Origin of the sequence: Flavobacterium cupreum (assembly GCF_003996965.1) — a bacterium.
GTDB classification, from domain to species: domain Bacteria; phylum Bacteroidota; class Bacteroidia; order Flavobacteriales; family Flavobacteriaceae; genus Flavobacterium; species Flavobacterium cupreum.
In genome coordinates this window covers 195,541-220,855 of the sequence record NZ_QWDM01000009.1, presented here as the reverse complement: position 1 = coordinate 220,855, position 25,315 = coordinate 195,541, and the positions used below count along the sequence as shown (strand labels likewise).

The following is a 25,315-nucleotide window of genomic DNA, read 5'->3' as shown; positions in this document are numbered from 1 at the left end:
AGTTGTTATTGATTTTCTTTTACAAATTTACGGCTGTTATGAATCTGCATCGATTAACCTAGATTAAGAAATAAAAAGCCGATACATTTTTTTATCGGTAAACGAATAACCAAATAACGTTCCGTTTAGTATAATGTATTGTTGGTTACGTGTTTGTGTGTTTGTTATGGCTTTTGACGATACGATATATCGTAATTTTATGCGTCCAAAATGTTATATTTAAAAAATCAATAGTAATTTAATAGGCGCTATTTCTTAAATTTACGCATTAACCGCATTCAATAGCCCTGCCAATTCGTACTTATGGAAAAACCTGCCGATCAGACTGCAATTATGATGAACAGATTGCAGGAAAGGGAAAGAGAGCAAATGCTGATCCTGTCGATTTGCAGCGCACTTGCACAGGCTTTGACCAGGGAAGAATTTCATACTGTTGCAGGCAGCCTGCTGAAAGAACATTTTCAATTTGATGATTTCATTTTTGCCACGGCGGCTGAAAATGAAACCGTATATCAGGTGTTTTATCATTATTCACAGCAAAAAGCAGCGCCAAAGAGCTATTCCATCAATGATGATTTTTTTGGGTCCTGTATGGATTCGGCCGATACTGTAGTTTTTGATTTAAAAGCCTCAGCGGACAAAAAGAATCCTTTTCCGGATTACATCACTACAATAGCAGACAAAGGATTTAAAAACGGAGTAGGGATTTGTCTTCCTTACAGTAAAGGAAATCGCGAAGCCGTTTTTTTATTTTTTAAAAATGCGTCGGCTTTCAGCAGAGAAGCAAACCGGATTATTCGCGGTATCGGGCTGCAGCTTTCTATTACTGCCCGAAATATTAAGTTGGCAGAAGAATATCAAAGCCAAATTGCCGAATTGCAGCTTTTGAAAAAGAATTTTACCGAAAAGAAAATACAAACAACTCCTCTAAATGCCGAAAGTTTTCACGGAATTGTCGGCAGTAGTGATGCCATGCAAAAGGTGTATGCATTGATCAGTCAGGTCGCGGCATCTCCTTCTACTGTCCTGATTTCCGGTGAAACAGGGACCGGCAAGGAGCTAGTAGCAAGTGCGATTCATATCTTATCGGCGGTTACCAACGAAAAAATGATCAAAGTCAATTGCGCTTCCATTCCCGCCAATCTGATCGAAAGTGAATTATTCGGACATGAAAAAGGGGCTTTTACCGGAGCGACGGAGGTAAGAATCGGTAAATTTGAACAGGCAGCTAACGGCACTATTTTTCTGGATGAAATAGGAGAGCTGCCCCTGGAATTGCAGGGGAAACTGCTTCGTGTTTTGCAGGAAAAAGAAATAGAACGGATCGGCGGTAAAAACACCATCAAAATAAATGCACGTGTTATCGCTGCAACCAACCGTTCTTTGGAGAAAGAAGTGGCTGAAGAGCGCTTCATAAGTGATTTGTATTACCGTCTCAATGTCTATCCGATTCCTTTGCCTGCCTTGCGCGACCGTCCTGAAGATATTGAAATACTGGGAAATTTTTTCCTTGAAAAACATTCCGGTAAAATCGGAAAAAAGATAAAAGGTTTCTCTAAAAAAGTCCTCAGCAGCATGAAGGCCAATGCATGGCCGGGAAATGTCAGGGAACTGGAAAATATGGTCGAAAGAAGTATTTTGTTTGCCAAAGAGGAAGTGATCAAAGAAATGACTTTTCCGGCAGTTTTTATACCTGAAACAGAGACTGCCGGAAACAATTTTTATCCCAAAACATTACAGGAAGTAGAGAAAGAGCATATTTTAAATGTCGTCAAAAAATGCAACGGAAGAATTTCCGGTCCACAGGGAGCAGCTGTCTTATTGGGACTTCCTGGCACCACACTGATTTCAAAAATGCAGAAACTGGGCATTAAAAAGAAATATTTCTAAGCTGATTCCTATTCCTGTGCAAGCTTTATTTTTCCCGAAGAAATAGCCCAGAAAACCAATAAAAGCATACTGATGGCCAAAGCAATTACAGGAAACCGGAAGGAAATGCCAAACGCAATTACATACGTGGGCAGTCCGTACAAATAATTATTCCTGATTTTTCTGATGGCCGAATCTGTAATTCCGGGACGTAAAAGCTTTTTGTTACGGCTTGCAATGTACCACAACAGATTGTACGAAATATTGATCAGCACAAAGATTCCGGTGTAAAGCGCGACCGCAATCGAAGCCGCTTCCCCGTTGAAAAAACGTGCGAGTAAAGCGGTAGGATACGATACCGTTGTAACCAGAAACAGAATGAGGCCGTTGGCAAACATGATCGCTGTATTGCGGCTGTAAATCTGCTTGAAGATTTTGTGATGATTGACCCACATGATAAAAATACTGAAAAAAGAAAGTGTAAAAGCAAGGTATGTGGTCCATTCGCCCTTTAAAAAAGCAAGCAGTTCAGCACCGTTTTTTACCGCAGTGATGTCCGGAGCGTGAAGATCCAACACCAAAAGCGTAATGGCAATGGCGAAGACGGCATCACTGAAATTCTCTATTCGTACAGTTTCTTTTTCCATTTTATAATCATTTTTTTACCGCAAAATGCGCAAAGATTTTTTCTGATGGTAATCGTCAGAAACGCAACGTTCGCAAAGCCAGATGAGCACAATGCTTAGCGAACTTTGCTTTTTTTAAAACCAAATAATAAAAACTTTGCGAACTTTGCGGTTAAATTTTTTTTCCGGATCTAAAAAATCTATATTTTTATTCTTTTAGAAATCAGTGTCACCCTGAGCGGAGTCGAAGGCTTTTTACACCGAAATGGCTTCGACTCCGCTCAGCCTGACACTGGTTTTGAATTACATTCAAAAAGCTACTTAAAATTAGAGTTTTATAAATATCGATTTTCGCAGTTTCGGTTCCAGATTTTTTGTCCTGTGGCCTTTTCCGGTAGTATCTTCCACTAATAAAATGGATCCGGTTTCAAATTTTCTTTTTTCTCCCAGAGAAGTTTCGATTTCGACGCCTCCTTCGAGTAAAACAATATATTGGCGGTCCGGCGCATTATGAAAATCGTAATCATACGCCGGTTTTACTTCCCTGAAAACGATCGATTTCACGGGTTCATCATCCGATAAAAAACCGATATCGCCGTTGTTTTTCAATGAAACTTCGAAATCTTCAAAATGACTTTCACCATTTTCATCGCTGTAAACTCTTGTAATTTGTATCATTATTTCTTAGTGAAAACGAGTTCGTTGGCCAGATCGATTTCATCCTGACTGATGGTATGTCCCATATCAGGATAGATTTTTTTAGTCACCGATGCCCCTAATTTTTCAAAAAGTGCTTCAGATGCATTTACTCTCTCCACCGGAACATGAAAGTCGGGATCGCTGGTTCCGATAAAAACGGGTGTATTTTCGAAGTTTCCTTTGTAATGCTCCTCGTATACTTTATCACCAATCAGTCCGCCTGTAAAAGCTACAACGCCTCCATACTTCGCGGCATTTCTGGCTGTGAATTCCAAAGCAAGACAGGCACCCTGTGAAAATCCAAGAAAGTAAATGTTTTCCTTTTCAATTCCGTTTTGCTGAATGGCAACCACTACCTGATGGATAGTGTCCAGTGATTTTGAAAACGAAGGTTCATTCTCTTCCAGCGGTACTAAAAAAGAATAGGGGTACCAGCTCCTGTTTTCTGCCTGAGGGGCGACCAGGGCAAAACCTTCCACATTCAGGTATTTTGCAACGGAAAGGATATCATGAACACCCGCTCCACGACCATGAATCATGATCAGGGCTTTTTTGGCCTCCGCTAAGGGAACTCCGGCTGTTATAATTTCTGTATTCATGCGTTTTATTTTTTAATTAATAAGTAGTAATGATTTTTTTTCCCGCAGATTCAGCAGATCGAGCAGATTTACTCTTTATTCTATATTCTTTACTCTATATTCTATAATCTTTACTCTTTACTCTTTACTCTTTATTCTATACTCTATACTCTTTTTTTAACTCTTCACCCAGATATCCTCATATTCATCCGGATGCTTTTTGAATTGCGCGTGTACGTAAGGACAAAGCGGCAAAACTTTTAAATGATTGGCACGCACATACGCGACCATTTCTTCCAGAAGTTTTTTGGCGTAGCCTTTTCCTTCGGCTTCGGGCTCTACTCCGGTATGGTAAACCGTTAGTACGTCCTCTTTAAGGCTTACGGTCATTTCGCCGAGTTTTTTGTCCCCGACATAGAGATTGAAAGCACCGTGTTTTTTTTCGTTTAATTCCAGTTGTATTGTTTCCATAATTTTTTAATTATATCCTTGTTTTATACCTAATTTTTTCATTTTTGAATACAAAGTCTGCGGCTGCATTTTTAGTAATTCCGCAGCACCGCCCGGTCCGGATACTTTTCCGTCGCAGGTTTCCAGAGCCTTCATAATATGTTCTTTTTCCATTTCCTCCATCGATTTCATTTGTCCGGAAATCATTTGTACCGGATTCGAAGCAGGGGACGGAAGATCAAATTTTTCGATTTCAGTGGTTTTGGCCAGCAGTACATTTCTTTCGATCAGGTGTTCTAATTCGCGAATATTTCCGGGCCAGTCGTACTGCAGCAGTTGTTCTAAAGCTGAAGCACTGATAGCACTGACGTTTTTTCTGGCACTTGCCGCATATTTCTTTAGAAAATAAAGGGACAACGCTTCAATATCTTCCCGGCGTTCTTTTAAGGCCGGCAATTGAATTGGAAATACATTCAGCCTGTAATATAAATCCAGCCTGAAACGTCCTTCAGCGACTTCTTTTTCTAAGGATCGGTTGGTTGCGGCGACGATACGGACATTGATTTTAATGGTTTTATTTCCGCCAAGCCGCTGGATTTCCTTTTCCTGAAGTACGCGTAATAACTTTACCTGGGAATCTAAGGGCAATTCGCCAATTTCATCCAGAAAAATAGTTCCGTTATCGGCCTGTTCAAACTTTCCGATCCGTAATGCATTGGCTCCCGTAAAAGCTCCTTTTTCATGTCCGAAAAGCTCCGATTCGATAAGGGAATGCGGCAAAGCAGCACAATTGACCACTACAATCGGATTGGATTTATGAAGGGAAAGGTCGTGTATGGCATGCGCGACTCTTTCTTTTCCGGTACCGCTTTCGCCCAGAATCAATACGGAAGTTTCGGCAGGTGCTACTATTTTTATTTTTTCAATCACGTCCTGTAAAAGCGGACTTGTTCCGATAATGCCTTCAATTTCCTGATTTTCCGTTGCTGTTGGAAGTGCTGTAAATGCTCCTTTTTCCTGGTCAAACCGGTATCGCGCAATGTCCAGCATCACAATAAGATCCCTTTCGCGGAAAGGTTTTACCATAAATCCGTACGGATGTGTTGCTTTTACCGCTTCAAGAGTGGTCTGATTGGTATTTGCTGAAATGTACAGAAAAGGTAATTGCAATTCACGCAGTTCCCAGGCAAGGTCAATTCCGGTGAGATCTCCTTTTAGCATGATATCGAGTAATACCCAGTCCGGTCTTTTTTCGCCAATTAATTTTCGGGCCTGAACCACGGAAGAAGCGATACCGGTTACCTGATAACCCGCTTTGACCAGCATGATTTTTAAATCATTTGCGACAATAAATTCATCTTCAACAATTAAAATTTTCTCCTTCATTACCTAAATTTATATTATTTCCGGATTTTCAGACGATTCTTCAAATTCGGTGTTTCTTGTAAATGCAATTGTAATCGTAAGCCCGTTATTATTTTCCATATTGAAAGTCCCGTCAATCTGATCGCTCAACCCAATCATCAGATTCATGCCGAGGGAATTTCTTTCCAGGGTTTCAAAATGATCGGGAAGCCCGACTCCGTTATCCGTAATGATCAGCTGATAGTTGTTTTCTCCGATATTTTTGAGCGAGATCATCACTTCACCCATTCTGTCGGACGGAAAAGCATATTTAATCGCGTTGTTTATCGCTTCATTTATAATTAAACCAAGCGGAACTGCCTGAGCAACATCAAGATATACTTTTTCGGTATCTAAAATAAAAGTAATGTTTTTATCGGTATCAAAACATTCTTTCATATAACTGATCAGCTCATAAATGTACCACGACATATCGATATTGGCCAGATTATCAGACTGATATAATTTTTGATGGATCAGTGACATGGCGTGCATGCGGTGCTGGCTGTTTTGTATGGCCATCAAAGCATCTTCGTTATCCAGATAAGCAGATTGTGTGTTTAATAAACTGATCACAATCTGAAGGTTATTTTTAACGCGATGGTGAATTTCCTTTAAAAGCCATTCCTTCTCGATCAGCATTTTTTTATTCAGTTCATTCTGTTCGTTAATCTGTTGCCGCTGAATTTCCAGTTCTTCGTTCTTTTTCTTTTTGGACCTGAAACTATTGTACAAAAATGCCAGAAAAAGTACCAAAACCAGTACGCTTCCAATGAAAACATAGCGTACGACAGTGTCGTTCTGAATTTGTATTTTCTGCAATTTGGCTTCCTGGGTCAGCAAATCGATATTTTTATCCTTTTTTTCGCTTTCGAATTCCACCTGAAGGCTGTTAATCTGCTTGCTTTTCTCTCCTTTAAAAACCGAATCGGAAAGGCTTTTATACAGCTGGTAATGTTTGATCGCACCCAGATAATCACCCGTTGAAGAGTCTGCCTTGAACCATATCAGATGACTCTCGGATCTGATATTGTTATTACCGGAGGCTGCCGCAAGGGCATCTAAATGTTTAATGGTCCTGTAGAAATCATCGTATTTTTTTATTTGATACTGGTAAGAGGCAAAGCTTCTTAAAATTGCAACGCTGTTACCGTTTCTGTCGGCATTCTCTCCATAGTAGTCCTTCAATATTTTATAGTAAACTGTTGCTTTAGGAATGTTTTCCTGTATTCTGTAAATATTAAACAAAAGGTAATTTTCAACCATTTTTCGTTCTACATTCGATGTTGGAAACTTAACCTGCATTTCTTTAATCAGTTTCAGGGCATCATTTTCTTTTTTCTGGCGAATAAGCAATGAACACAGGTTCTCGGCAATTGTTCTGACATACTCGGTATCCTTATAATATTTGGCAATTTCTAATGCTTTATACCAATATTCTTCTGCTTTGTCATTTTGGCGTAAGTAGTAGTAAACTACGGCAGCATGGTTGTAAACAGAACTTAGCTGTAGCGAATTATCGTGCAGGGCTAAGGCCGTTTTTTCGGCTAAAAGGGCGTATTTCAGTGCTTCGGAGTAATTTCCTTTTTGGGTGTTCACTTCACAAAGTATATTGTAAACCCCTTGCAATTCCGTAAAATGGATGGTTTTATAAAGTGCCAGCGATTCCTGCAGGACTGCATCTGCTTTATCAGGATTTTCGTTACTGCTGTATAATTCACCAAGTTCTTTTAGTGTGGTGGCCTGTTTTTCTTTTGCTCCCGATTTTTTAAAGAGTTGTATTGCCTTTTCTTTGAGTATTGCTTTTTTGTCCGGATCATTTTCATAAACAGCAAGTTCATTATAACTTTCCCCTTGCTGTTCCGTTACATTGTTTTTTTGAAAATAGGCGAGTGCTTCCTTTGTTTTTTTCAATGCCTTTTCAGAATCACCTTTTTCCCTGCAAATCTGTGCCTCTAAAAGAATTGCTTTTCCTTTTCCGGATTTATAATTTAAGTCATTGCTTAGGTTTTTGGCCTGGATATTCAGGATATAGGCACTCTCAAGATCTGTTTTAAACTCCCCGGGCTTCGTAAGATAATAAGTGCTTAAAGCCAAAAGCAATTCGACTTTTTGGCTGTCATTTTCAGCGGAAGCTATTTTCTTTTTTAACTGTTCAGGATCTTCCTTCGACTGTGCAATTACGGAAATGCCCGTACCTAAAAATAATACAGCTGTACATAAGATTCTTATGTGTTTTATGGCAGAAATAAAAGGGATAAAATTCATTTTTTAAAGATACTATATTATCAGAAATCCGCAACTCCATGCCTGTTTTGTTTACTATTCACGGTGATAGCCGTAACATATAATCATGGCTGCTCCTGGTAAAACCAACGTTCCCAAACCGAAAAATTTTCCGGCAATTGCCCCCAGAAAACAACCCACAAGAAACCCTGTTATGGTAACCAGTTGTTTCTTAAAACTTAGCAGCACTTCAGCATCTTTTAAGCCATTTTTTAAGAGGTTCCCAAGATCAAGAGAGGCTTGTGTTACATTTCCCGTCATCATGGTGGTCGGCCCGTGTGTTTCCTTAGCATACAATTTTCCAAAAGCATTCTGAAGTCCCATGGCGAATACGGTTGTCATAGCGACGGCATAGATCGTCCATTCGGAGAAAATTTCCAGATAACCAAAAATATAAGTCGCCATACCGCTTAAAACTAACAGAATCCCTTCCCAGAATAAGATGGTGTAATGATTGACACTTTTTAAAGCAATTCTTCCTCCCGCAATAACGGCCAGAATAAAAACCGGAAAAGTGAGCAGTTTTACCCACGCATGCAGGTCGGAGCCTTTGATAATCTGATAGGCAAAGACAATAAAGTTACCCGTAACATGCGCCGAAAAGATCGAATCTGCGGCCACAAAGGTTACGGTATCGCAATACCCTGCTATCATGGTGAGCAACAGGGTAACGTACCAAATATTTTTTTGAATTTCCATAATTTGATTATTTCAGGTGGGCGCGAAGCATCCAGGCCATTTTTTCGTGATTTTCCAAAAGTCCGGTGATATAATCGCTGGTGCCGGCATCGTGTAATTCAGCAGCAAAATTGTTGATGTTCTCCCGTAAGTGGATTAAAATACTTTCGTGGTCCGCCAGTAATTCCTTGATGTAACCGGTGCTGTCGTTTTTCTCTCTGGTTTCTTCGGTAAGATGGGTTAAAGCCAGGTATTCTTTCAGTGTTCCCGGAGCATAATGGCCTAAAGTCCTGATGCGTTCTGCAACGGTATCAACAATGTCATCCAAGGTTTCGTATTGTTGCTCGAAGAAAAGGTGCTTGTTGTAAAAATCAGGCCCTTCAACATTCCAGTGTGCTTTTTTTGTTTTCGTATACAGTACAAATTCGTCCGCCAGAACTGTTGTCAGTACAGCTGCTACTTTTGTGATGCTTTCTTGTTTAATTCCGATGTTGGCTTTCATTTTAAAGGAGGTTTAATAAATAATAATCAAGTGAATATTTTCCGGCACCAAGTGCCAGGATTAATAAAAGGGAGAGGGTATACATGTACGGAACGTCACGCACTTCGAGCGAATCTTTTCTGTGCACGACAAAATACCCGACGGCTGTCACGCCAATTGTTGGTAGTATGGCAAGTCTGGTTCCGATTCCTAAAATAATGAGGAACGGGACAACGGTATCGGAGAAAGTGGCCACTAAACTATTTAGTTCTTCCGGTAAATGCAGCGGATTCGGAACATGTTCCCTTTGCCCGTTTTCCACACGGAATTTTTTCATTCCGTGAACCCTGAAAAGTTCAACGGCGAGTAAAACCCTAAAAACTAAAAGTGCCGCGTTATTGAATGACGTTCCTAAATCGGAATACAGGATTTGTTTTATAATTTCGATCATTTCTTTAAAATTTAAAAAGCAAAGCAGGAGCAGCCCAATGCGCCCCAAAATGCAGTATAGTTATTAACCGGAACATTGCTCATTCGGGCCACATCATGACTGTGAGCGTGAACATCGCAGCTTCCGCTGCAGCTGTGTATCTGAGAAGTCAGGCCTGGTTTGGCGTTTGCTTTTACATTCTTTTCAATCGCGCCCTGCAAATTGCTTCTGACCGGATATCCGTTGTAAATATTGGTAGGGGACCAGTCCGGCAGGATCGGGATGTGGGGTGGTGAAAACGAGGAGAAATCTCCGTTGGCATACACAATTTTTCCGTCGACAATGGTCAGGTCGGCTTCAATTTTTTTAATGTCTTCATCGTCGATCGCAAAGTAATCACGGTCTAAAACCACTAAATCGGCAAACATTCCGGTTCTGATATCACCTTTTTTGGCCTGTTCCTGTGAAAACCAGGCACTTCCTCTGGTGTACAGTTCCAGGGCGGTTCCCCTGCTTAATCGGGTTTCATTGTACAATTGCAAACCTCCAACGGTTTTTCCGACGGTCATCCAGTACATGGAAACCCACGGATTGTAACTGCTGACTCTTGTCGCATCAGAACCCGCACCAACAGGCACTTCCATCTCGATCATTTTCTTGATGGGTAGCGTATTTTCGGCTGCTTTTGCACCATAGCGGTGTGTGAAATATTCGCCCTGATACGCCATTCTGCTTTGTACGGCGATACCGCCGCCCAACACTTTTACACGTTCGATGTTTCTTTCATCAATGGTTTCGGCATGGTCAAATATCCACGGAAGCCCGTTAAACGGAATATCCTGATTTACTTTTTCAAAGACATTTAGAAATCTCGAAATGCTTTCGTTGTAGGTGGCGTGAAGGCGGAACGGCCAGCGGTTTTCTACCAGAAGACGCACTACTTTTTCCAGTTCTGCTTCCATCGTTTCAGGAAGATCAGGTCTTGGCTGAAGGAAATCCTCAAAATCGGCAGCAGAAAAAACCAGCATTTCGCCCGCACCATTATGGCGGTACATGTCGTCTCCCTGATATAATTTTACAGTATCAATCCAGTCTTCGAAATCTTCAAACTCGTGTTTTGGTTTTTGTGTGAACAAATTATAGGCAATTCTTACCGTAAGCTGTTTTTTTTCATTCAGTTCATTAACTACTTTGTAATCGTCCGGAAAGTTCTGAAATCCACCGCCTGCATCAATAACACTGGTGATTCCGAAACGGTTCAGTTCTTTCATGAAATGGCGCGTCGAATTGATTTGATGCTCGTAAGAAAGTGTCGGACCTTTGGCCAGAGTCGAATATAAAATCATCGCGTTTGGCGTCGCAATAATAAGTCCGGTGGGTTCTCCGTTTGAATCACGTTCGATTTGTCCCCCGGGAGGCGCCGGCGTATTTTTAGTATAGCCAACGGCTTTTAAGGCTGCCCTGTTCATAATCGCCCTGTCGTATAAATGCAGGATAAAAACCGGAGTTTCAGGAGCAATCGCATTGATTTCTTCCAAAGTCGGCATTCTGCGTTCTGCAAATTGAAATTCCGACCAGCCGCCTACCACACGAACCCATTGCGGATTCGGAGTGCGGTCTACCTGTTCCTTCAGCATTCTGAGGGCATCTGCCAGAGATGGAACACCATCCCAGCGCAGTTCGAGATTGTAGTTTAATCCGCCACGGATCAGGTGAATGTGCGAATCATTGATTCCCGGTACCACTCTTCTGTTCTGAAGGTCGATTATTTTGGTTTCCGCTGCTGCAAATTCCATTATAGTGCTGTCACTTCCTACTGCAATAAACTTTCCGTCTTTAATGGCTACCGCTGTAACATTTGGCGTTTCCGCATTGAAACTGTGAATTTTGCCGTTGAATAAAATCAGATCTGCTTTCATAATACGATTATTTAGCGTTAAGTTTTGTAATGGCTTCTTTGATTCCTTCCCCGGCAACAGTATAAAATGCAGGGCCCGCCAGCAGAATGATTTTGCTTAAAGGTTTATGGTCGGATAATTTTTTATCTTTCAGGAAGGTTTGGGTTCTATAGGCTTCAAAAGAGCCTAAGACTACATTGGTCGCAATTAAAGCTGTTGGAGAATCGATTCCCGCATCTTTGATATCGCTTGCAAAAGCATAATCGCTTACACCCAGACGCAATGCTTCTCTCATGGCCACACTTCCCACACTGATCATTAGGTCGGGCGTAAATTTGTTACGGTCACCCAGGCCAATAAGCAATAGTTTTTTGGCTGCCAGCGTTCCTTTTGGAGGCGTTATCAATAAGGTTTCCAGAGAATGTCCTGTAAATTTGCCGCTTTTACGCAATTCGGTAATAATACCTTTTAAGGCATCGTCTAAATGAACCATTCCGTTTAGGTTGGCAGGAAGGGCAGGAGGGTTGAAGATGTCTCCTTCTGTGTATTCAAAAACACAGGCCACCTGTAATTCCGCTTCAGCCGAAGAGGGACCCTGAACCAATCCGTTTATGGCAACGCCGTCTACTTTTCCCCAGGTAACGGTTGAGCCAAGTGCAGCCATTTTGGTTTCAGGAGCCGTTTGGGCAAAAGACAGGGGAGCAGTAAATAAAAATGTCAAAAGAAATACAGAAAAATAGCTAAGTCTGTAGTGGTTTAAAATTGCTATGTTTTTCATAGTTATAAATTTAGTTGTTAAAATTTAAATCCGAGTCTGGCGTTAAAGAACACACCATCTTTGGAATTTGGGATTATGTCGTCGATAAAAGCACCGGTTTTAAAATACTGAATCCCGCTGACGACCGAAATATATTTGTTGACGCTGTATGAAAAATTGGCCAGATAGGCGGTCCCGATATAACGTTCTGCCGAAGCACTTCCGGGAAGATTTAGGCTTCCGCTTGGCCTGTAAACCCCGTCTTGCAGTGAATACCTCCAGTTAAAAACCACATCGACCTGCATCTTTAACTGTGGCAGTAAATCCATAGTAGCATAAGGATGAATATCGATAAGGTTTACCGGACCCACCTGCGGACTGAAACCAAAATAACCTCCTTTTGGGTACAACGGATTGAACGTTTGCAAGGTGCCTTCGTTTTTGTTTTTGTCTCCGGAGATGTAGTCATTTCGAAGATTTATGGAGGGCTTGAATTTTATATTTTCGAAAGAATAGCCTACATCAACAGAACCTGTCCAGGCGTTGATATTTCCGGAACCAAAATGTCCAAACTGATAGGCAGCTTCCAGATTGTAAATAAAGCCACCGCCATATTTCCAAAATCTGGTACCTAAGGTATGTCGTTTTTCGGGCGCCATTCCATCTTCAAACACTGATTCGTTTCTTTTAATTCCCAGATAATAAAGGTCCAGATTTCCGGCTTTTGGGAATATTATTTTCGAATAAGCACCCCAAAGATTGAGCTGTTTCGACATTTTATTGTCAAAAACTCCGGTGTTTATGGTGTCTGCCATCATCGCAAATCCGTCAATCGAAAATCGGGCGGAAGAGTACATTATTTTTCCTCCTGTAAAATAAAGCCGCGCATTCGGACCTTCCCTTACCGAGATCAATCTTCCGGAACCATAATCCAGTTCCTGTCTTCCGGCACGAATGATTAGTTTTTGGTCTTCTTTCTTCCAGACATTCACATCCAGAAAAAGATTCTGCACATTCAGCTGATCTTCGTCAATACCACGCGGGCCGTTGCTTCTTCCGTCCTGCAAGGCACTTCTTAGTTGTGCAAATAGCCTGAACGTTTTTCCTAAATGAAGATCGGCATGAAGATCGTATCGCTGCAGCAGGAAATTGTTATGACCAATATTGAGCCTTCCCCAGTCTTCATTGTTGAAATCCACATATTCATATCGCGCTTCACCACCAAAAGAAATATAAATGTCTTTCTGTTTGTTTAAGGGAACGAACTTTAAGTCCTCATAAAAATTTCGGCTTGAATCTTTTAGGAATTCATAATTTTCATCATAGCGCAACAGCTTAAAATTCTGAGCGGACGCCATGCTTCCCATCAATAGAAAAGACAGTATAATTATCGTGATTTTTGGCGATATGGATTTTATTGAAGTCAAAATGGTTTGTGGTTTTTGGTTTATTGTTTATTGTTTATGGTTTATGGTTTGCAGTCACAGTCTCAGTTTGCGGTTCACTTAGTACTGCTTACTGTGACTGTAAACTGTAAACTTTTCAATTAGTGCTTAAGCATGTTGTGTGCATAATGAATTCCTAAACCGTAAGAACCGCCGTATTTTTTCATTAGGTTCGTTACCGGAACATAGGTTTCCTGACGTCCCCAGTCTCTTTGAAGTTCTAATAAGTACTGAATAGAAGTGATAGGCTGTGCACCCGCCTGAATCATTCTCTGAACGGCACGTTCGTGAGCTTCCTTGCTTACATCACCACAGGCATCTGTAATGACATAGACTTCGTAGCCTTCTTCGATAGCCGACAAGGCTGGCCCGACGATACAAACGCCTGTCCATAATCCCGCAAGGACTATTTTCTTTTTGTTTTTACCTGTAATGGCTTTGTAGGCATTTTCGTCTTCCCAGGTATTCATAGTGGTACGGTCAATGTACCCTGAAGTGGCGATCGGATAAAATTCTTCTACTTCCGGAAAAACAGGACCAGAAAAGCTTTCTTCGGCAACCGTGGTAACAACCGTGGGAACATTAAAGATTTTTGATGCGCCGGAAATGATGGCAACATTCGTACGTAATTCGCTTAACGCAATATTGGTTGTAGCGAAAGCCATTTGCCCTTCAAAGTCAATTAATACTAAGGCGTGATTGTCAGGTGACAATAAATTTACTGATGGTTTCATAATATTTTGATTTATAGTTATTTAGTATTGTTAGGCCAATAATATGCCAGATGTATAACTTGTTGTTATATAGGTGTTTATGCCTTTGGCAAGAAAAATTACTTGTGATATATCGTAAATTTAGTAACGATACAACAGAATTTAGGCTGCTAATGTGTCGAAAGTTTTCGAATCATTTCCGCAGAAACGGTATCCGCGTAGATTCCGAAGGCACTTGTCAGGACACCTTTTATATGGTAGATCTCCGACAGGATTCCGTAAACGATATCTTCATCCCCGGGATCAGTATCTCCTTCAAAACGAAACAGGTATTCAATTTTGAAATCTTCCGGAGACATGGTTTGTGTATTATTGTTGTAGCGGATGCAGTTCGTGTCAAGATTAAAGTTTTCTGTATAACCCTGCTGATTCAGCCACTGCAAAGCTTCAGTAACCGTATCAAAAGAGGGCTGTTGTAATGAAGTCATAATTTAAAAATTTTAAAACTGCCTGAAAAATTGAACCTTTGCAGGCAGTTTTGGTTGATTTTAGGTTTGCTTATCCTTTAATAAAAGCGAGGATATCGGCATTGATTGTTTCTGCTTCTGTAGTTGGCATACCATGAGGAAAACCGGGATATGAAATTAATTTTCCGTTTTTCAAAAGTTTTGCCGCTCTCGGTGCCTGACCGTAAGGCACGATCTGATCGTCTTCTCCGTGCAAAACCAGAACAGGAATATCTAAACTTTTAAGATCTTCCGTAAAGTCAGATTCAGAGAAAGCTTTAATTCCTTCATAATGTGCTAAAACAGAACCCATCATTCCCTGACGCCACCAGTTGTGTTTGATACCTTCCTGAACTGTTTGCCCTTCACGGTTCCATCCGTAAAACGGAATCGGGAAATCATAAAAATATTGTGCTCTGTTAAATCCGGTACCTTGTCTGATCTCATCAAAAATAGCTAAGGGTACACCTTCAGGATTGGATTCGTTTTGAATCATGATTGGTGTAACGGCACTAATAATTACAGCTTTTGCCACTCTTTCCTTACCGTATTTTGCAGCGTAACGAATCACTTCACCACCACCGGTGGAATGCCCTACGTGAATAGCATTTTTTAAATCAAGAGCCGCTGTTAATTCGGCTACATCTGAAGCATAGGTTTCCATATTGTTTCCTTCTGAACTCTGACCGGATCGTCCATGACCGCGTCTGTCATGTGCAATAACTCTGTATCCCTGTTTCAGGAAAAACATCATTTGTGCATCCCAGTCATCACTGGATAAAGGCCATCCGTGGTGAAAAACGATTGGTTGTCCTGTTCCCCAGTCTTTGTAAAAAATTTCTGTTCCGTCTTGTGTTTTAAATGTGCTCATTTTTTTAGTGGTTTTAGATTATTAAATTTTTCAGGGTTGATGTTCAAAAATCAGGATTGCGATGCATTCTGATTTTTTGAATTATTTTATGTTGTTAATTTCTTTTACAAACTTACTTCAGGTTCAAACAGCTGTCGATTAACCTAGATTAAGAAAGAAAATAATTGCATATTTGAAAGAAAGATAATTTGCAGGTTTCCTTTTAAGTGCTGTTTTCATGTGGTACATTTTTTAATTTGTAGTGATGCAGAACACTAGCCAAAAAATATGCCCTAACTGCAAAGGTCCATAAAATCAGGGATTTAGGATTTTTAGAAGTATTTTTTAATTACGATATTTCGTAAATTTATTGATGTGAAAGATGAATTTTATGTAAATTCTCTTGAAACCCATTTAATATTCTTTTATATTAATAGAAATTGGAAAGACTAAAAAGTATGGTTATTAAAAAAGAGGATTTTTGAACAGCAGAAAAACAATAATTTTCCATGCTGTACTAACGCAGGAGCATATTTATTAAAAAAAAGAAAATAAAAAACTCAAATTCAGCGAGTTCTCATTTTAAAGTATTACATTTGGACAATTAAATACATTAAAATGCAAGAAGGTACAGTAAAATTCTTCAATGAAGAAAAAGGTTTTGGATTTATAACTCCTAATGATGGAGGAAACGAAATTTTCGTTCACGTTTCAGGTCTATCAGAAAACATCCGTGAAAACGATCAAGTAAGATTTGACGTAGAAGAAGGTCGTAAAGGTCCAAACGCAGTAAACGTAGTCATAGCATAATTATACTATAACAGTGAACTTATAAAGGCACCCGCAGTAGCAGGTGCCTTTTTTATTTGTATTTTGTGCTTTGTTTCAATTTGCACCTTTGCTAATTAGTAAGTGTTACAAATTGCATTAGATAACGTGTGTTTTCGGCTTCATTCACTAAAAAATGAGCTACATCTGCGCGTGAAATTTTGCCTGTTTTCATTCCTTTTTTAAGTTCAGGCAATGATTTGTAGGATCTAATCAGCGGTCCGTTGGTAAGCATGACCGGCCGGACGATTTCCCAATTGACAGCGCTGTTTACAATAATTTCTTCCATCAACGTTTTGTCAATATACTGCTCTTTAAGGAAAAGTTTGATGACAGTCCGCATAAAAAAGTTCAGGTATTTTTTGCTTTCCCCGGCTCCAAAACCTGTAATGATGAGTACCGGAGACAAGAAATTTAATTCTGCTGTGGCCGTTACCAGTGTTTTGGCGATGTCTGAAAATAAAGTAGTTGCTTTTTTGTTTTTTGTTCCAACGGTTATCAAAACGGCATCTGAATCTTTTATGGCTTTTTTTAAATCTGTTATAGTAGTGGCGCTTCCGTTTATTTTGGTCAGCAATTCATGATCCGGAATTGCCGATATATTTGTTGAAAGTGCCGTAACTGTATGTCCTTTTTGTAATGCCTGAATGACGGTCTGCAAGCCAATACCTGCACCAGCTCCTATGACTGCTATTTTCATATTATGATTGTTTAGCGTTTAAGTGTATAAATTTCTGAGCCGTTTCTTTTTTTGCTACTAACAAACTTTCGCTTCCCCATTTCCAGGGCGTTCCGTCGGTGGTTAGAATTACAGCGCCCGCTTCTTTGGCAATAAGTATACCTGCCATCCAGTTATAGGTGTCCAGATCTTCCTGTACAAATAAATCAATTCTGCCGGCACCCACATAAGCCAATTGCAAACCGTGTGGTCCATAATTTCGAACGATGCCAAAATTCTGAATCAGACTGGTTATAGTTGAGCCTATTTTTTGATAAAAAGCAGTATCTGATTTGTCCTGATGACCGTATTCAAAAACAGAAAGCATCACTGCAGCGTCGGTTTTGCTGCTCAGCTGCAAGGGCACATCATTCATAAAAGCACCTTCGTTCTCTTTTGCCCAGAATAACTCATCTGAAAGCGGGTCAAAAATCACGGAAAAACAGGGTTTGCCCTTTCGAACCAGTACCAGATTTATAGTCCATCCCGGAATGTGCTGCAGGTATTGTATGGCTCCGTCCATGGCATCACAAAGCCAATAGTCAGCTTGCTGTGCAGGATTTCGCTGGGCTTCGGTATCAAATTCATCCCCGATATGCCACGGGATATTGGGAAATTCAGCAGATAAATCTTCTTTTAAGGACGTCAGGCAAAGGGTGTCTATGTTTTCTAATTCCGCTACAAGTTCATCCATTGTTTGTGGTATGGCTTTTTGTTTGTAGTCTTTTAAAAAGAGATGTCCGGCTTTTTTTACTGCTTCGAGTACGATTGGGATATTCAGTTCTTTTTGCATCATAATTGTTTTTAATTAACAATGCAAAGCTAGAAGACAGGGCAGACTTAAAGTAGAACGAATGGCTGGAAGGATAGTCCTAATCGCGGAATTGTTTCCGAAATTCAAGAGGAGTCATATGAGTTAGCTTTCTGAAAAGCTTTCCAAAGTAAACCGGTTCCTCATATCCGACTTCATGGGCAATTTCTTTTACGCTGTTATCCGTAAAGTATAAAAGTCTTTTGGCTTCGAGAATTGAAGCTTCCTGTATGTGAACAGATACCGGATTTCCTGTTAACGCTTTTACGGTATCGTTTAAATGAGCCACCGTAACAGCAAGTGCAGCGGCATATTGTGCAGGCTGTTTCCAGGTTTTATAATGCTGTTTGACCAATTGGCTGAAGGTATCTTTGATAATAACACCGCGGCTTGTTTTCTGGTTTTGACCGGATAAACTGCCAATAATTTCTCCGGCGATCAGGTTAAGGAGGCCATTTAATAAACTATGAATGGCTTTGTGGATGAATTTACTGGTATTTTCGGACTGTGATTTTTCGATCAATGCCAGTAAAGAAGTGGCCTGGTAAAACAAAATGGAGTCGGGCTCTAGGGACAGTGGCGTACTCATTTTGTTTTGCATTAACTGAAGCAATTCCTGATCTGCCAGTGAAGGGTCAAAATTAAGGATCCATCCTTTGGGAGCATCTACTTCAATGCTGTAATGAACCTGTTCCGGAAAGACACAAATTAAAGCAGGGGTACTGAATTCTACATTTTCAAAATCAATATTCAGCTGAAACCGGCCTTCGGTAGCCAGCATCAACTGACAATGGTTATCCCGGTGCGGTTTCGAAATATCGTGTTCTTCAACAGTTTTACCCTGCATATTGCGAATAAAAACCCCTGCTTTTGCATTAGGGGTCAGTGGAAATTGTTCGATATGCTGGTTTTTGTTCTTCAAAGTGTAAAAAGATAGTTTATTTTAAGTCCTGTGTTTTAAGAAACAGCCAAAATTTCGCAATGCTATAATGACCGGAATAATTCCTTTTCCGTTTTTGGCTGACTATTTTTTTTCTATTTTTTCGTTTATAATGGGCTAGTTTTGTGCAAATCTAACCAATATGTTATTACGTAACCTAATAAATAGAAACAGGTTTTAATAATGAAGCAAGCAATAGATAATACAGCGACTATTTTAAACATTTTAGCTGTTATTAAACAAAAATAACAGCCCGGATTTCAGTCTTTAATTAATACATTTGGCTTACCAAATCTGTAACAGAAAGTCAAACCAAGTGGCGCTGTTTAAAAAAAAAAGAAAATGAACAGAAAAAAAATAATTTTACTCTTTTGCATTTTGTCAAATTTTTGTTTTGCACAAACCAATTATTATGTAGCTCCGACAGGTAATAATGCGAATTCGGGTTCGGTTGCCTCACCTTGGAAAACAATACAATACGGCTTAAATCAGTTACCTGCCAATGGTATTCTAAATGTATTTCCGGGAACGTACAGCGAAAAAATCACAATTCCGAACACGCCATTACCCTTAAGAATTACTCGGCGACGCTGCCCGTTATTGATGCAACGGGAATAAAAACTCAAAATGCGGTTATTGCTGTCAATAATAAAAGCAATGTAACGATTGACGGGATGGAACTGCAAAATAACATTCAAAATGATGCGCAGGGTATTTTAATTGAAGGAAGCGGCACCAATATTACCATTAAAAACTGCAAAATACACGATATTCATTTCTCTCCTAATGCGAATGCAGCGGTAAATGAAACCGTCAATGCACAGGGCATTATCGTATTTGGCACCAACGCCACAGCAGCCATTACAAACCTGAAAATACAGGATAACGAATTGTATAATTGCAGGTTAGGGTACAGCGAAGGAATTGCGGTCAACGGAAATGTCAACGGATTTGAAGTCACCAGCAACAATGTCCATGATCTGACCAATATTGGTATCGATATCATCGGCCACGAAGGAACCTGCCCAAATCCTGCAAATGATCAGGCAAGAAACGGATTGGTTAAAAACAACACCGCGCATCATTGTATTGCTGCCTACTTCACATCGGGCGGAATTTATATCGACGGCGGGAAAAACATAACCGTTGAAAACAACACCTCCTATCACAATGGTTACGGAATTGAAGTTGGCTGCGAAAAAACGGGTCAGACTACCGATGGAATTATAATCCGGAATAATGTTTTTTACGACAATGAGATTTGCGCGCTGGCGATGGGCGGATTTGCTTATCCTTCGGGTTCGGGAAAGGTAATCAACTCGTCTTTTATAAATAATACCTGCCTGATGAATGATTACAGCAGTTCGGGAAATGGCGAATTGTATCTTTCGTATAGTGAAAACAGTACTATTGAAAACAATATTTTTTATACCGGAACACAAAACATACTGGCTTATGCTGAACTGACACAGCCCAGCTTAAAATTCAATTACAACACCTTTTTCTGCCAGGGTGGAGCGGCCAGTTTAACAACCGACTGGAACGGCAACGGATACGAAGGCTACAATGCTTTTTCAACAGGAACAGCCACAAACGCCAATTCGGTATTTGCCAATCCGCAATTGACTGCTGCCAATAGCACAAATCCTGATTTTCATCTTCTGACCGGCTCTCCGGCTAAAAATGCTGGAAATCCGGCTTATATAGCTGCAAATACCGAAACAGATTTTTACAACCAGCTAAGAATTGAAGGAGGCAGAATTGATTGTGGAGCAGATGAATTTGGGACTGTTACCCTTGGAATCGATAAAATGGAAATTTCGAAATTCAGTATTTATCCCAATCCGGCAACCAATTTCATCACTATTGATACTGAAATACCGGTAGAGAAATACCAAATCTTTACGATCAGCGGACAAAAACTTATGGAAGGAGCTGACAAGAATAAAATTAATATTGCAGAACTGAATCCGGGAATGTATTTTATAAAGTTTCAGATTGAAAATAAAAGTTACGTCTCTAAAATAATAAAAAGATAAATTTGCTATATGCGTTTATATATCTTCTGTCCTGCAGAGGATAAAAGTAAATTATGGAAAAACTAAGAAAACATATTGAAGAGATTATACCCATCAGTGACGAGGAGTTTGAGTCAATCAAACCATTTTTTACGATACGAAGGGTATTAAAAAATCAATATCTGATTCAGCAGGGTGATGATGCCAAATATGAATACATCATTATGAGTGGTATTTTCAGGGTTTTTTATCTTGATGAAGACGGAAAAGAACACATTGTGCAATTTGCAACAGAAAACTGGTGGATGTCTGATTATATCGCTTACTTCAATCAGAAGCAGGCGAATATGTATGTGGTCTGTATGGAAGCAGGAGAGGTTTTATGCCTGACCCTGGACGGAAGGGAGAAACTCTCGGTCACAATGCACAAAATGGAGCATTTTTTCAGGGTGAAACTTACCAAAGGATATATTGCACTTAAGCAAAGGGTAATCTCGCTGCTTTCCAACAATCCGCAACAGCGCTATAAAGAATTTGCCGATCTATATCCCAATCTGATGCAAAAAATTCCCAAAAAATACATTGCGGAATATCTCGGGGTGAGCCGCGAAACCCTTAGCAGGCTGTACTCTAACAATAAATAAGATACCAATTTAACTTTCAAGTGTGATTTTCATCACACTTTTTTTGTGACTTTTCTCCTCGTTCTGAGGTGGGTGACTGCCATAAATTTGCCTTATAAATAATTCATTAACAACTTTAAAAATTATAGCAATGAAAAAACTTATGATGGTAACAGCGGCACTTGCCTTTTTTTCTTCTTATGCACAAAATCAAAAAGAAAACACCTCAGTAAAACAAAAAACAACCCTTAAAAACGAAACAAAAATGAACAAGAAAATTTTAATTATCGTATCGAATGCCAATGCAATTGGACCAAACAACAGAAGAACCGGAATTTTTCTTCCGGAAGTAGCACACCCTTATGCCGAATTCGACAAAGCAAATTACCAAATTGATTTTGCGAGCTTAACCGGAGATACGCCTTATTTAGATGCACTTAATCTGGCCAATGATTCTGACAACCTTGCGTTTCTGACAGGAAAAGGATGGGAAGCGATGCAGAAAGCCGTTAAACTGTCTGATGTGAATGTGGGTCAATATGATGCTGTTTTTGTACCGGGAGGTCTGGCACCAATGGTCGATATGCCTGAAAATGTACTTCTTAAAAAAGTAATCAAAGAAACGTACGAACGAAATGCTGTTGTTGGAGCGGTCTGTCACGGTCCCGTATCTTTATTAAATGTAAAACTAAGCGATGGGTCTTATCTCGTTAACGGTAAAAACATCACTTCTTTTACCGATGAGGAAGAAAGAGGGTATGCCATAGCCGATGTACCTTTCTTACTGGAAAGTGCCCTGACCAAACAAGGAGCCAAATTTCATGCTGCGGCCGTATGGTCAGCGCACAGTATTGCCGATGGTAATCTGGTAACCGGACAAAATCCTGCTTCTGCTAAAGGAGTGGCTGAAAAAATGATTTCGATTCTGGAATCAGCAAAAAAATAATGATGTAATACTATTGGCCTCTTTCAAAACACGGGTAGAGGTCAATATGTTTTTAGTATCATGACATCAAAAATGGGTAATCATAAACGAAAATTTTAAAAATAAATAAAATGGAAAATCAAAATCCGGTTCATGTTTTTGCCACATGGAAAGTTAAAGAAGGAGAAATAGAAACTGTTTTGAATTTGCTGGAAACCGTACAAAAAGAAAGCGGGAAAGAAAAAGGCAATCTGTTCTATAAAATTCATCAGAGTAATTCAGATGTAAATACACTGGTTTTATTTGAAGGGTATACGAATGAAGCAGCCGTCGCAGCACATCGAAATTCAGCTCATTTTCAGGAATTTGTTCTCGGAAAAATTGTTCTTTTATTAGAAAACAGGGAGATTGTTTTAACAACACCTGTACATTATTTATAGACCTCAAATGTTAAATAGTACAAAATAAGACATTGCAGCCATTGATAATTTGATTAAATTTAGAAAACAAACCAGCAGACAAACTTCAATTCAAACGGAAGCCTGGTTTTAAATTCAAGTAAAAAAGCACTATGGAAAAGACAATAAAAATAATATTCCCCTACGATCAGAGTCTTGTAAAAGAACTGCCCCTGATAGATAAAAGCGATGTTGAAAAAGTACTGACTATTGCCCAAAACTTATTTGAGGACCAATCTAACTGGATTCCGGCTTACAAAAGAATTGAAATACTGGAAAAGACAGCTTTTTTAATGAAAGAAAGAAGCGAGGAATTAATCCATCTGGCAATCAGTGAAGGAGGAAAACCCTATAAAGACTCAAAAGCAGAAATCGTAAGAGCGATCAAAGGTGTAAAATTAGCCGCTGAGCATATTTCACAACTAAAAGGAGAACAAATTCCAATGGGACTTACTGAAGCCGCCTTAAACAGGATTGCCTTTACAACAAAAGAACCTATTGGTATCGTGGCTGCTGTTAGCGCCTTCAATCACCCCTTAAATCTTGCGGTTCATCAGATTGCGACTGCTATTGCTGCCGGTTGTCCGGTTGTATTTAAACCAGCGGGCACTACGCCATTATCCGGTCTGGCACTTGCTGAAATTTTAAAAGAAGCCGGTTTGCCTGAAGGCTGGCTGCAAGTGGTTTTATGTGACAATGAAACGGCAGAATTACTGGTGACAGATAAGAGAGTTCATTTTTTATCTTTTATTGGTTCAGCGAAAGTAGGGTGGTACCTGAAAAGTAAATTAGCGCCCGGTACCCGAAGTGCCTTAGAACATGGCGGAGCAGCGCCGGTTATTGTTGAAAGTGATGCCGATTTTACCGAAATGATTCCCGATTTGGTAAAAGGAGGTTTTTATCATGCAGGCCAGGTTTGCGTCTCCGTTCAGAAAGTGTATGTGAATGAGGAAATTTGTGACCGTTTTACAGCACAGTTTTCGGAGGCAACTAAAAAATTGATCGTTGGAAATCCGTTTGATGAAACTACCGATGTTGGGGCACTTATAACACCAAAAGAAGTCGATCGTGTAGAAGAATGGGTCAACGAAGCTGTTGCTAAAGGAGCCAAAGTAATCACAGGAGGTAAAAGAATTTCCGACACTTGTTTTGAGCCTACGGTTTTGTTTAACCCTTCAGAAGATTCGAAAGTGTCAACTCATGAAATCTTTGGGCCTGTGGTTTGTATCTATCCTTTTACAGACCGGGACGAGGCGATAAAAAAAGCAAATGCGCTTGATGTTCATTTTCAGGCGGCTGTTTTTACAAAAAATGTCGATATTGCCCTGGATACGGTCAAAAAATTAAATGCTACCGCTGTGATGGTAAATGACCATACGGCCTTTCGCGTGGACTGGATGCCTTTTGGCGGAAGAGATGCTTCCGGTATTGGAATGGGAGGGATCTCGTATTCGATCAATGAAATGACCAGAGAAAAAATGACTGTTTTTAAAAGTAAATTCCTTTAATTTTTTTTACCGCAAAGAGCGCAAAGTTTTTTTTACTCTTAGCTATTATTAAACGCAAAGTTCGCAAAGCTGGATCTAGAGAGCCTTTGCGAACTTTGCGTTTAATAAGGTAACTTAGATAAAAAAAATTGCGTTCCTTGTGGTAAACTTTTTTTGCTCTCCAATTTTTTAAGCTTGATCCGCTAAGAAAAACCGGATAGTGTATCTAATTTTCCCCTTCAAACTTTTTGATGGCTTCGGGTGTAACAGGGGTAAATAAATTTACTAAATTACCATCAGGGTCCCGAAATAAAAGCGACTTGTTGCCCCAGGGCATGGTAGTGGGTTTTTGAACGATGCTGTTTTGAAGAAAATCCGTTAATCTTTCATACTCTTTTTCTACATCAGCTACCCTGAATTCGATTATGACACTACTATTTTGCGCTGGTTTTGCCACGTCATCGCCTCCGAAAAAAACCAATGTTTTTGTGCTCCCAATAGCTAAAGTAGTGGTGGGTGTTTTTAATTCGGCAAAGTCCGGGGTGTATTGCACTGCAGACAAAGCCGTCACCTGCTCATAAAAATTCACTAATTGCGCTACATCAGCAGTAATAATTCGAATGGACACTAAATTCATTTGCTTATTTTTTAAGTTATGCCGCAAATGTACCCGGGCCCTATGACAACAGTTTGTCAGCAGTCCCGAATATTTTTTTGAAAGATGTAGGCAATAAATTAAAAACGAACCTGATTTTTTTCATATTCTAATTGCATTCTCTTTAAATAAGAAACTTCTGACCTGTATTTTTTCTTGATTTTTTATTTTTATTGAAAATT

Annotated in this window: 27 protein-coding genes; 8 read left to right on the top strand and 19 right to left on the bottom strand. The window is 39.8% G+C overall.

Annotated elements, in window-relative coordinates; all coding sequences use genetic code 11:
- Positions 1 to 303: 303 nt before the first annotated feature.
- A complete protein-coding gene (locus D0817_RS15505; RefSeq protein WP_127339290.1) occupies positions 304 to 1,890 on the top strand; it encodes a sigma-54 interaction domain-containing protein in 1,587 nt (528 codons plus the stop codon).
- Positions 1,891 to 1,898: 8 nt separating this feature from the next.
- Here the strand turns inward: D0817_RS15505 and D0817_RS15500 are convergent, their stop codons facing one another.
- From D0817_RS15500 to D0817_RS15425, 15 genes are all read right to left on the bottom strand, one after another.
- Entirely contained in the window at positions 1,899 to 2,516 is a 618-nt protein-coding gene (locus D0817_RS15500; RefSeq protein ID WP_127339289.1) for a TMEM175 family protein, read from the bottom strand.
- A 306-nt stretch (positions 2,517 to 2,822) separates the two neighbouring features.
- Entirely contained in the window at positions 2,823 to 3,173 is a 351-nt protein-coding gene (locus D0817_RS15495; RefSeq protein WP_127339288.1) for a cupin domain-containing protein, read from the bottom strand.
- The gene (locus D0817_RS15490) at positions 3,173 to 3,793 is read right to left on the bottom strand and encodes an alpha/beta hydrolase (protein ID WP_127339287.1); all 621 of its coding nucleotides are present in this window, start codon (positions 3,791 to 3,793) and stop codon (positions 3,173 to 3,175) included. The genes D0817_RS15495 and D0817_RS15490 overlap by 1 nt, the downstream gene beginning before the upstream one ends.
- A 156-nt stretch (positions 3,794 to 3,949) precedes the next feature.
- Complete coding sequence (locus D0817_RS15480) at positions 3,950 to 4,243, bottom strand: GNAT family N-acetyltransferase (RefSeq protein WP_127339286.1); 294 nt, start codon at positions 4,241 to 4,243, stop codon at positions 3,950 to 3,952.
- Between the two features lie 6 nt (positions 4,244 to 4,249).
- Entirely contained in the window at positions 4,250 to 5,608 is a 1,359-nt protein-coding gene (locus D0817_RS15475; RefSeq protein ID WP_127339285.1) for a sigma-54-dependent transcriptional regulator, read from the bottom strand.
- 9 nt (positions 5,609 to 5,617) lie between these two features.
- The gene (locus D0817_RS15470; RefSeq protein WP_127339284.1) at positions 5,618 to 7,894 is read right to left on the bottom strand and encodes a tetratricopeptide repeat-containing sensor histidine kinase; all 2,277 of its coding nucleotides are present in this window, start codon (positions 7,892 to 7,894) and stop codon (positions 5,618 to 5,620) included.
- Positions 7,895 to 7,948: 54 nt separating this feature from the next.
- A complete protein-coding gene (locus tag D0817_RS15465) occupies positions 7,949 to 8,611 on the bottom strand; it encodes a YoaK family protein (protein ID WP_127339283.1) in 663 nt (220 codons plus the stop codon).
- 7 nt (positions 8,612 to 8,618) lie between these two features.
- A complete protein-coding gene (locus tag D0817_RS15460; RefSeq protein WP_127339282.1) occupies positions 8,619 to 9,092 on the bottom strand; it encodes a Dps family protein in 474 nt (157 codons plus the stop codon).
- A gap of 1 nt (position 9,093) precedes the next feature.
- The gene (locus D0817_RS15455; protein ID WP_127339281.1) at positions 9,094 to 9,522 is read right to left on the bottom strand and encodes a DoxX family protein; all 429 of its coding nucleotides are present in this window, start codon (positions 9,520 to 9,522) and stop codon (positions 9,094 to 9,096) included.
- A gap of 11 nt (positions 9,523 to 9,533) precedes the next feature.
- Complete coding sequence (locus D0817_RS15450; RefSeq protein ID WP_127339280.1) at positions 9,534 to 11,420, bottom strand: amidohydrolase; 1,887 nt, start codon at positions 11,418 to 11,420, stop codon at positions 9,534 to 9,536.
- Between the two features lie 7 nt (positions 11,421 to 11,427).
- Positions 11,428 to 12,177: a M17 family peptidase N-terminal domain-containing protein gene (locus D0817_RS15445; protein ID WP_127339279.1), complete on the bottom strand. Its 750-nt coding sequence runs from the start codon at positions 12,175 to 12,177 to the stop codon at positions 11,428 to 11,430.
- A 17-nt stretch (positions 12,178 to 12,194) separates the two neighbouring features.
- A complete protein-coding gene (locus tag D0817_RS15440) occupies positions 12,195 to 13,583 on the bottom strand; it encodes an alginate export family protein (protein WP_238160890.1) in 1,389 nt (462 codons plus the stop codon).
- A 119-nt stretch (positions 13,584 to 13,702) separates the two neighbouring features.
- Positions 13,703 to 14,335, bottom strand: a complete 633-nt coding sequence (locus D0817_RS15435) for a hydrolase (protein WP_127339278.1) — start codon at positions 14,333 to 14,335, stop codon at positions 13,703 to 13,705.
- A gap of 149 nt (positions 14,336 to 14,484) precedes the next feature.
- The gene (locus D0817_RS15430) at positions 14,485 to 14,802 is read right to left on the bottom strand and encodes a phosphoribosylpyrophosphate synthetase (protein WP_127339277.1); all 318 of its coding nucleotides are present in this window, start codon (positions 14,800 to 14,802) and stop codon (positions 14,485 to 14,487) included.
- Between the two features lie 70 nt (positions 14,803 to 14,872).
- A complete protein-coding gene (locus D0817_RS15425) occupies positions 14,873 to 15,691 on the bottom strand; it encodes an alpha/beta fold hydrolase (protein WP_127339276.1) in 819 nt (272 codons plus the stop codon).
- A 597-nt stretch (positions 15,692 to 16,288) separates the two neighbouring features.
- Here D0817_RS15425 and D0817_RS15420 point away from each other — a divergent pair.
- Positions 16,289 to 16,480: a cold-shock protein gene (locus tag D0817_RS15420; RefSeq protein ID WP_127339275.1), complete on the top strand. Its 192-nt coding sequence runs from the start codon at positions 16,289 to 16,291 to the stop codon at positions 16,478 to 16,480.
- Positions 16,481 to 16,571: 91 nt separating this feature from the next.
- Here D0817_RS15420 and D0817_RS15415 read toward each other — a convergent pair whose 3' ends face one another.
- The 3 genes from D0817_RS15415 to D0817_RS15405 form a co-directional block, all read right to left on the bottom strand.
- On the bottom strand, positions 16,572 to 17,198 hold the full coding sequence (locus D0817_RS15415) for an NAD(P)-dependent oxidoreductase (protein ID WP_127339274.1): 627 nt from the start codon (positions 17,196 to 17,198) through the stop codon (positions 16,572 to 16,574).
- Between the two features lies 1 nt (position 17,199).
- A complete protein-coding gene (locus tag D0817_RS15410) occupies positions 17,200 to 18,012 on the bottom strand; it encodes an inositol monophosphatase family protein (RefSeq protein ID WP_202866484.1) in 813 nt (270 codons plus the stop codon).
- Between the two features lie 76 nt (positions 18,013 to 18,088).
- Positions 18,089 to 18,949: a helix-turn-helix transcriptional regulator gene (locus D0817_RS15405; protein ID WP_127339273.1), complete on the bottom strand. Its 861-nt coding sequence runs from the start codon at positions 18,947 to 18,949 to the stop codon at positions 18,089 to 18,091.
- A 360-nt stretch (positions 18,950 to 19,309) separates the two neighbouring features.
- On the opposite strand from D0817_RS15405, the gene D0817_RS26530 reads away from it, so the two are divergent.
- The 6 genes from D0817_RS26530 to D0817_RS15375 all read left to right on the top strand — a co-directional run bounded on the left by D0817_RS26530 (position 19,310) and on the right by D0817_RS15375 (position 24,499).
- The gene (locus tag D0817_RS26530) at positions 19,310 to 19,585 is read left to right on the top strand and encodes a DUF1565 domain-containing protein (RefSeq protein ID WP_127339272.1); all 276 of its coding nucleotides are present in this window, start codon (positions 19,310 to 19,312) and stop codon (positions 19,583 to 19,585) included.
- Between the two features lie 56 nt (positions 19,586 to 19,641).
- Positions 19,642 to 21,006 (top strand): right-handed parallel beta-helix repeat-containing protein, encoded by a 1,365-nt coding sequence (locus D0817_RS15395; RefSeq protein ID WP_127339271.1) that lies wholly within the window; start codon positions 19,642 to 19,644, stop codon positions 21,004 to 21,006.
- Between the two features lie 53 nt (positions 21,007 to 21,059).
- Positions 21,060 to 21,629, top strand: a complete 570-nt coding sequence (locus D0817_RS15390) for a Crp/Fnr family transcriptional regulator (RefSeq protein ID WP_127339270.1) — start codon at positions 21,060 to 21,062, stop codon at positions 21,627 to 21,629.
- Between the two features lie 130 nt (positions 21,630 to 21,759).
- Positions 21,760 to 22,554 carry a type 1 glutamine amidotransferase domain-containing protein gene (locus tag D0817_RS15385; RefSeq protein WP_202866483.1) on the top strand — a complete coding sequence of 265 codons (795 nt, stop codon included), beginning with the start codon at positions 21,760 to 21,762 and terminating at the stop codon, positions 22,552 to 22,554.
- A gap of 110 nt (positions 22,555 to 22,664) precedes the next feature.
- The gene (locus D0817_RS15380; protein ID WP_127339269.1) at positions 22,665 to 22,973 is read left to right on the top strand and encodes a putative quinol monooxygenase; all 309 of its coding nucleotides are present in this window, start codon (positions 22,665 to 22,667) and stop codon (positions 22,971 to 22,973) included.
- Between the two features lie 131 nt (positions 22,974 to 23,104).
- Positions 23,105 to 24,499: an aldehyde dehydrogenase family protein gene (locus tag D0817_RS15375; RefSeq protein ID WP_127339268.1), complete on the top strand. Its 1,395-nt coding sequence runs from the start codon at positions 23,105 to 23,107 to the stop codon at positions 24,497 to 24,499.
- A gap of 205 nt (positions 24,500 to 24,704) precedes the next feature.
- Here the strand turns inward: D0817_RS15375 and D0817_RS15370 are convergent, their stop codons facing one another.
- Complete coding sequence (locus D0817_RS15370) at positions 24,705 to 25,115, bottom strand: VOC family protein (RefSeq protein WP_127339267.1); 411 nt, start codon at positions 25,113 to 25,115, stop codon at positions 24,705 to 24,707.
- Positions 25,116 to 25,315: the final 200 nt, after the last annotated feature.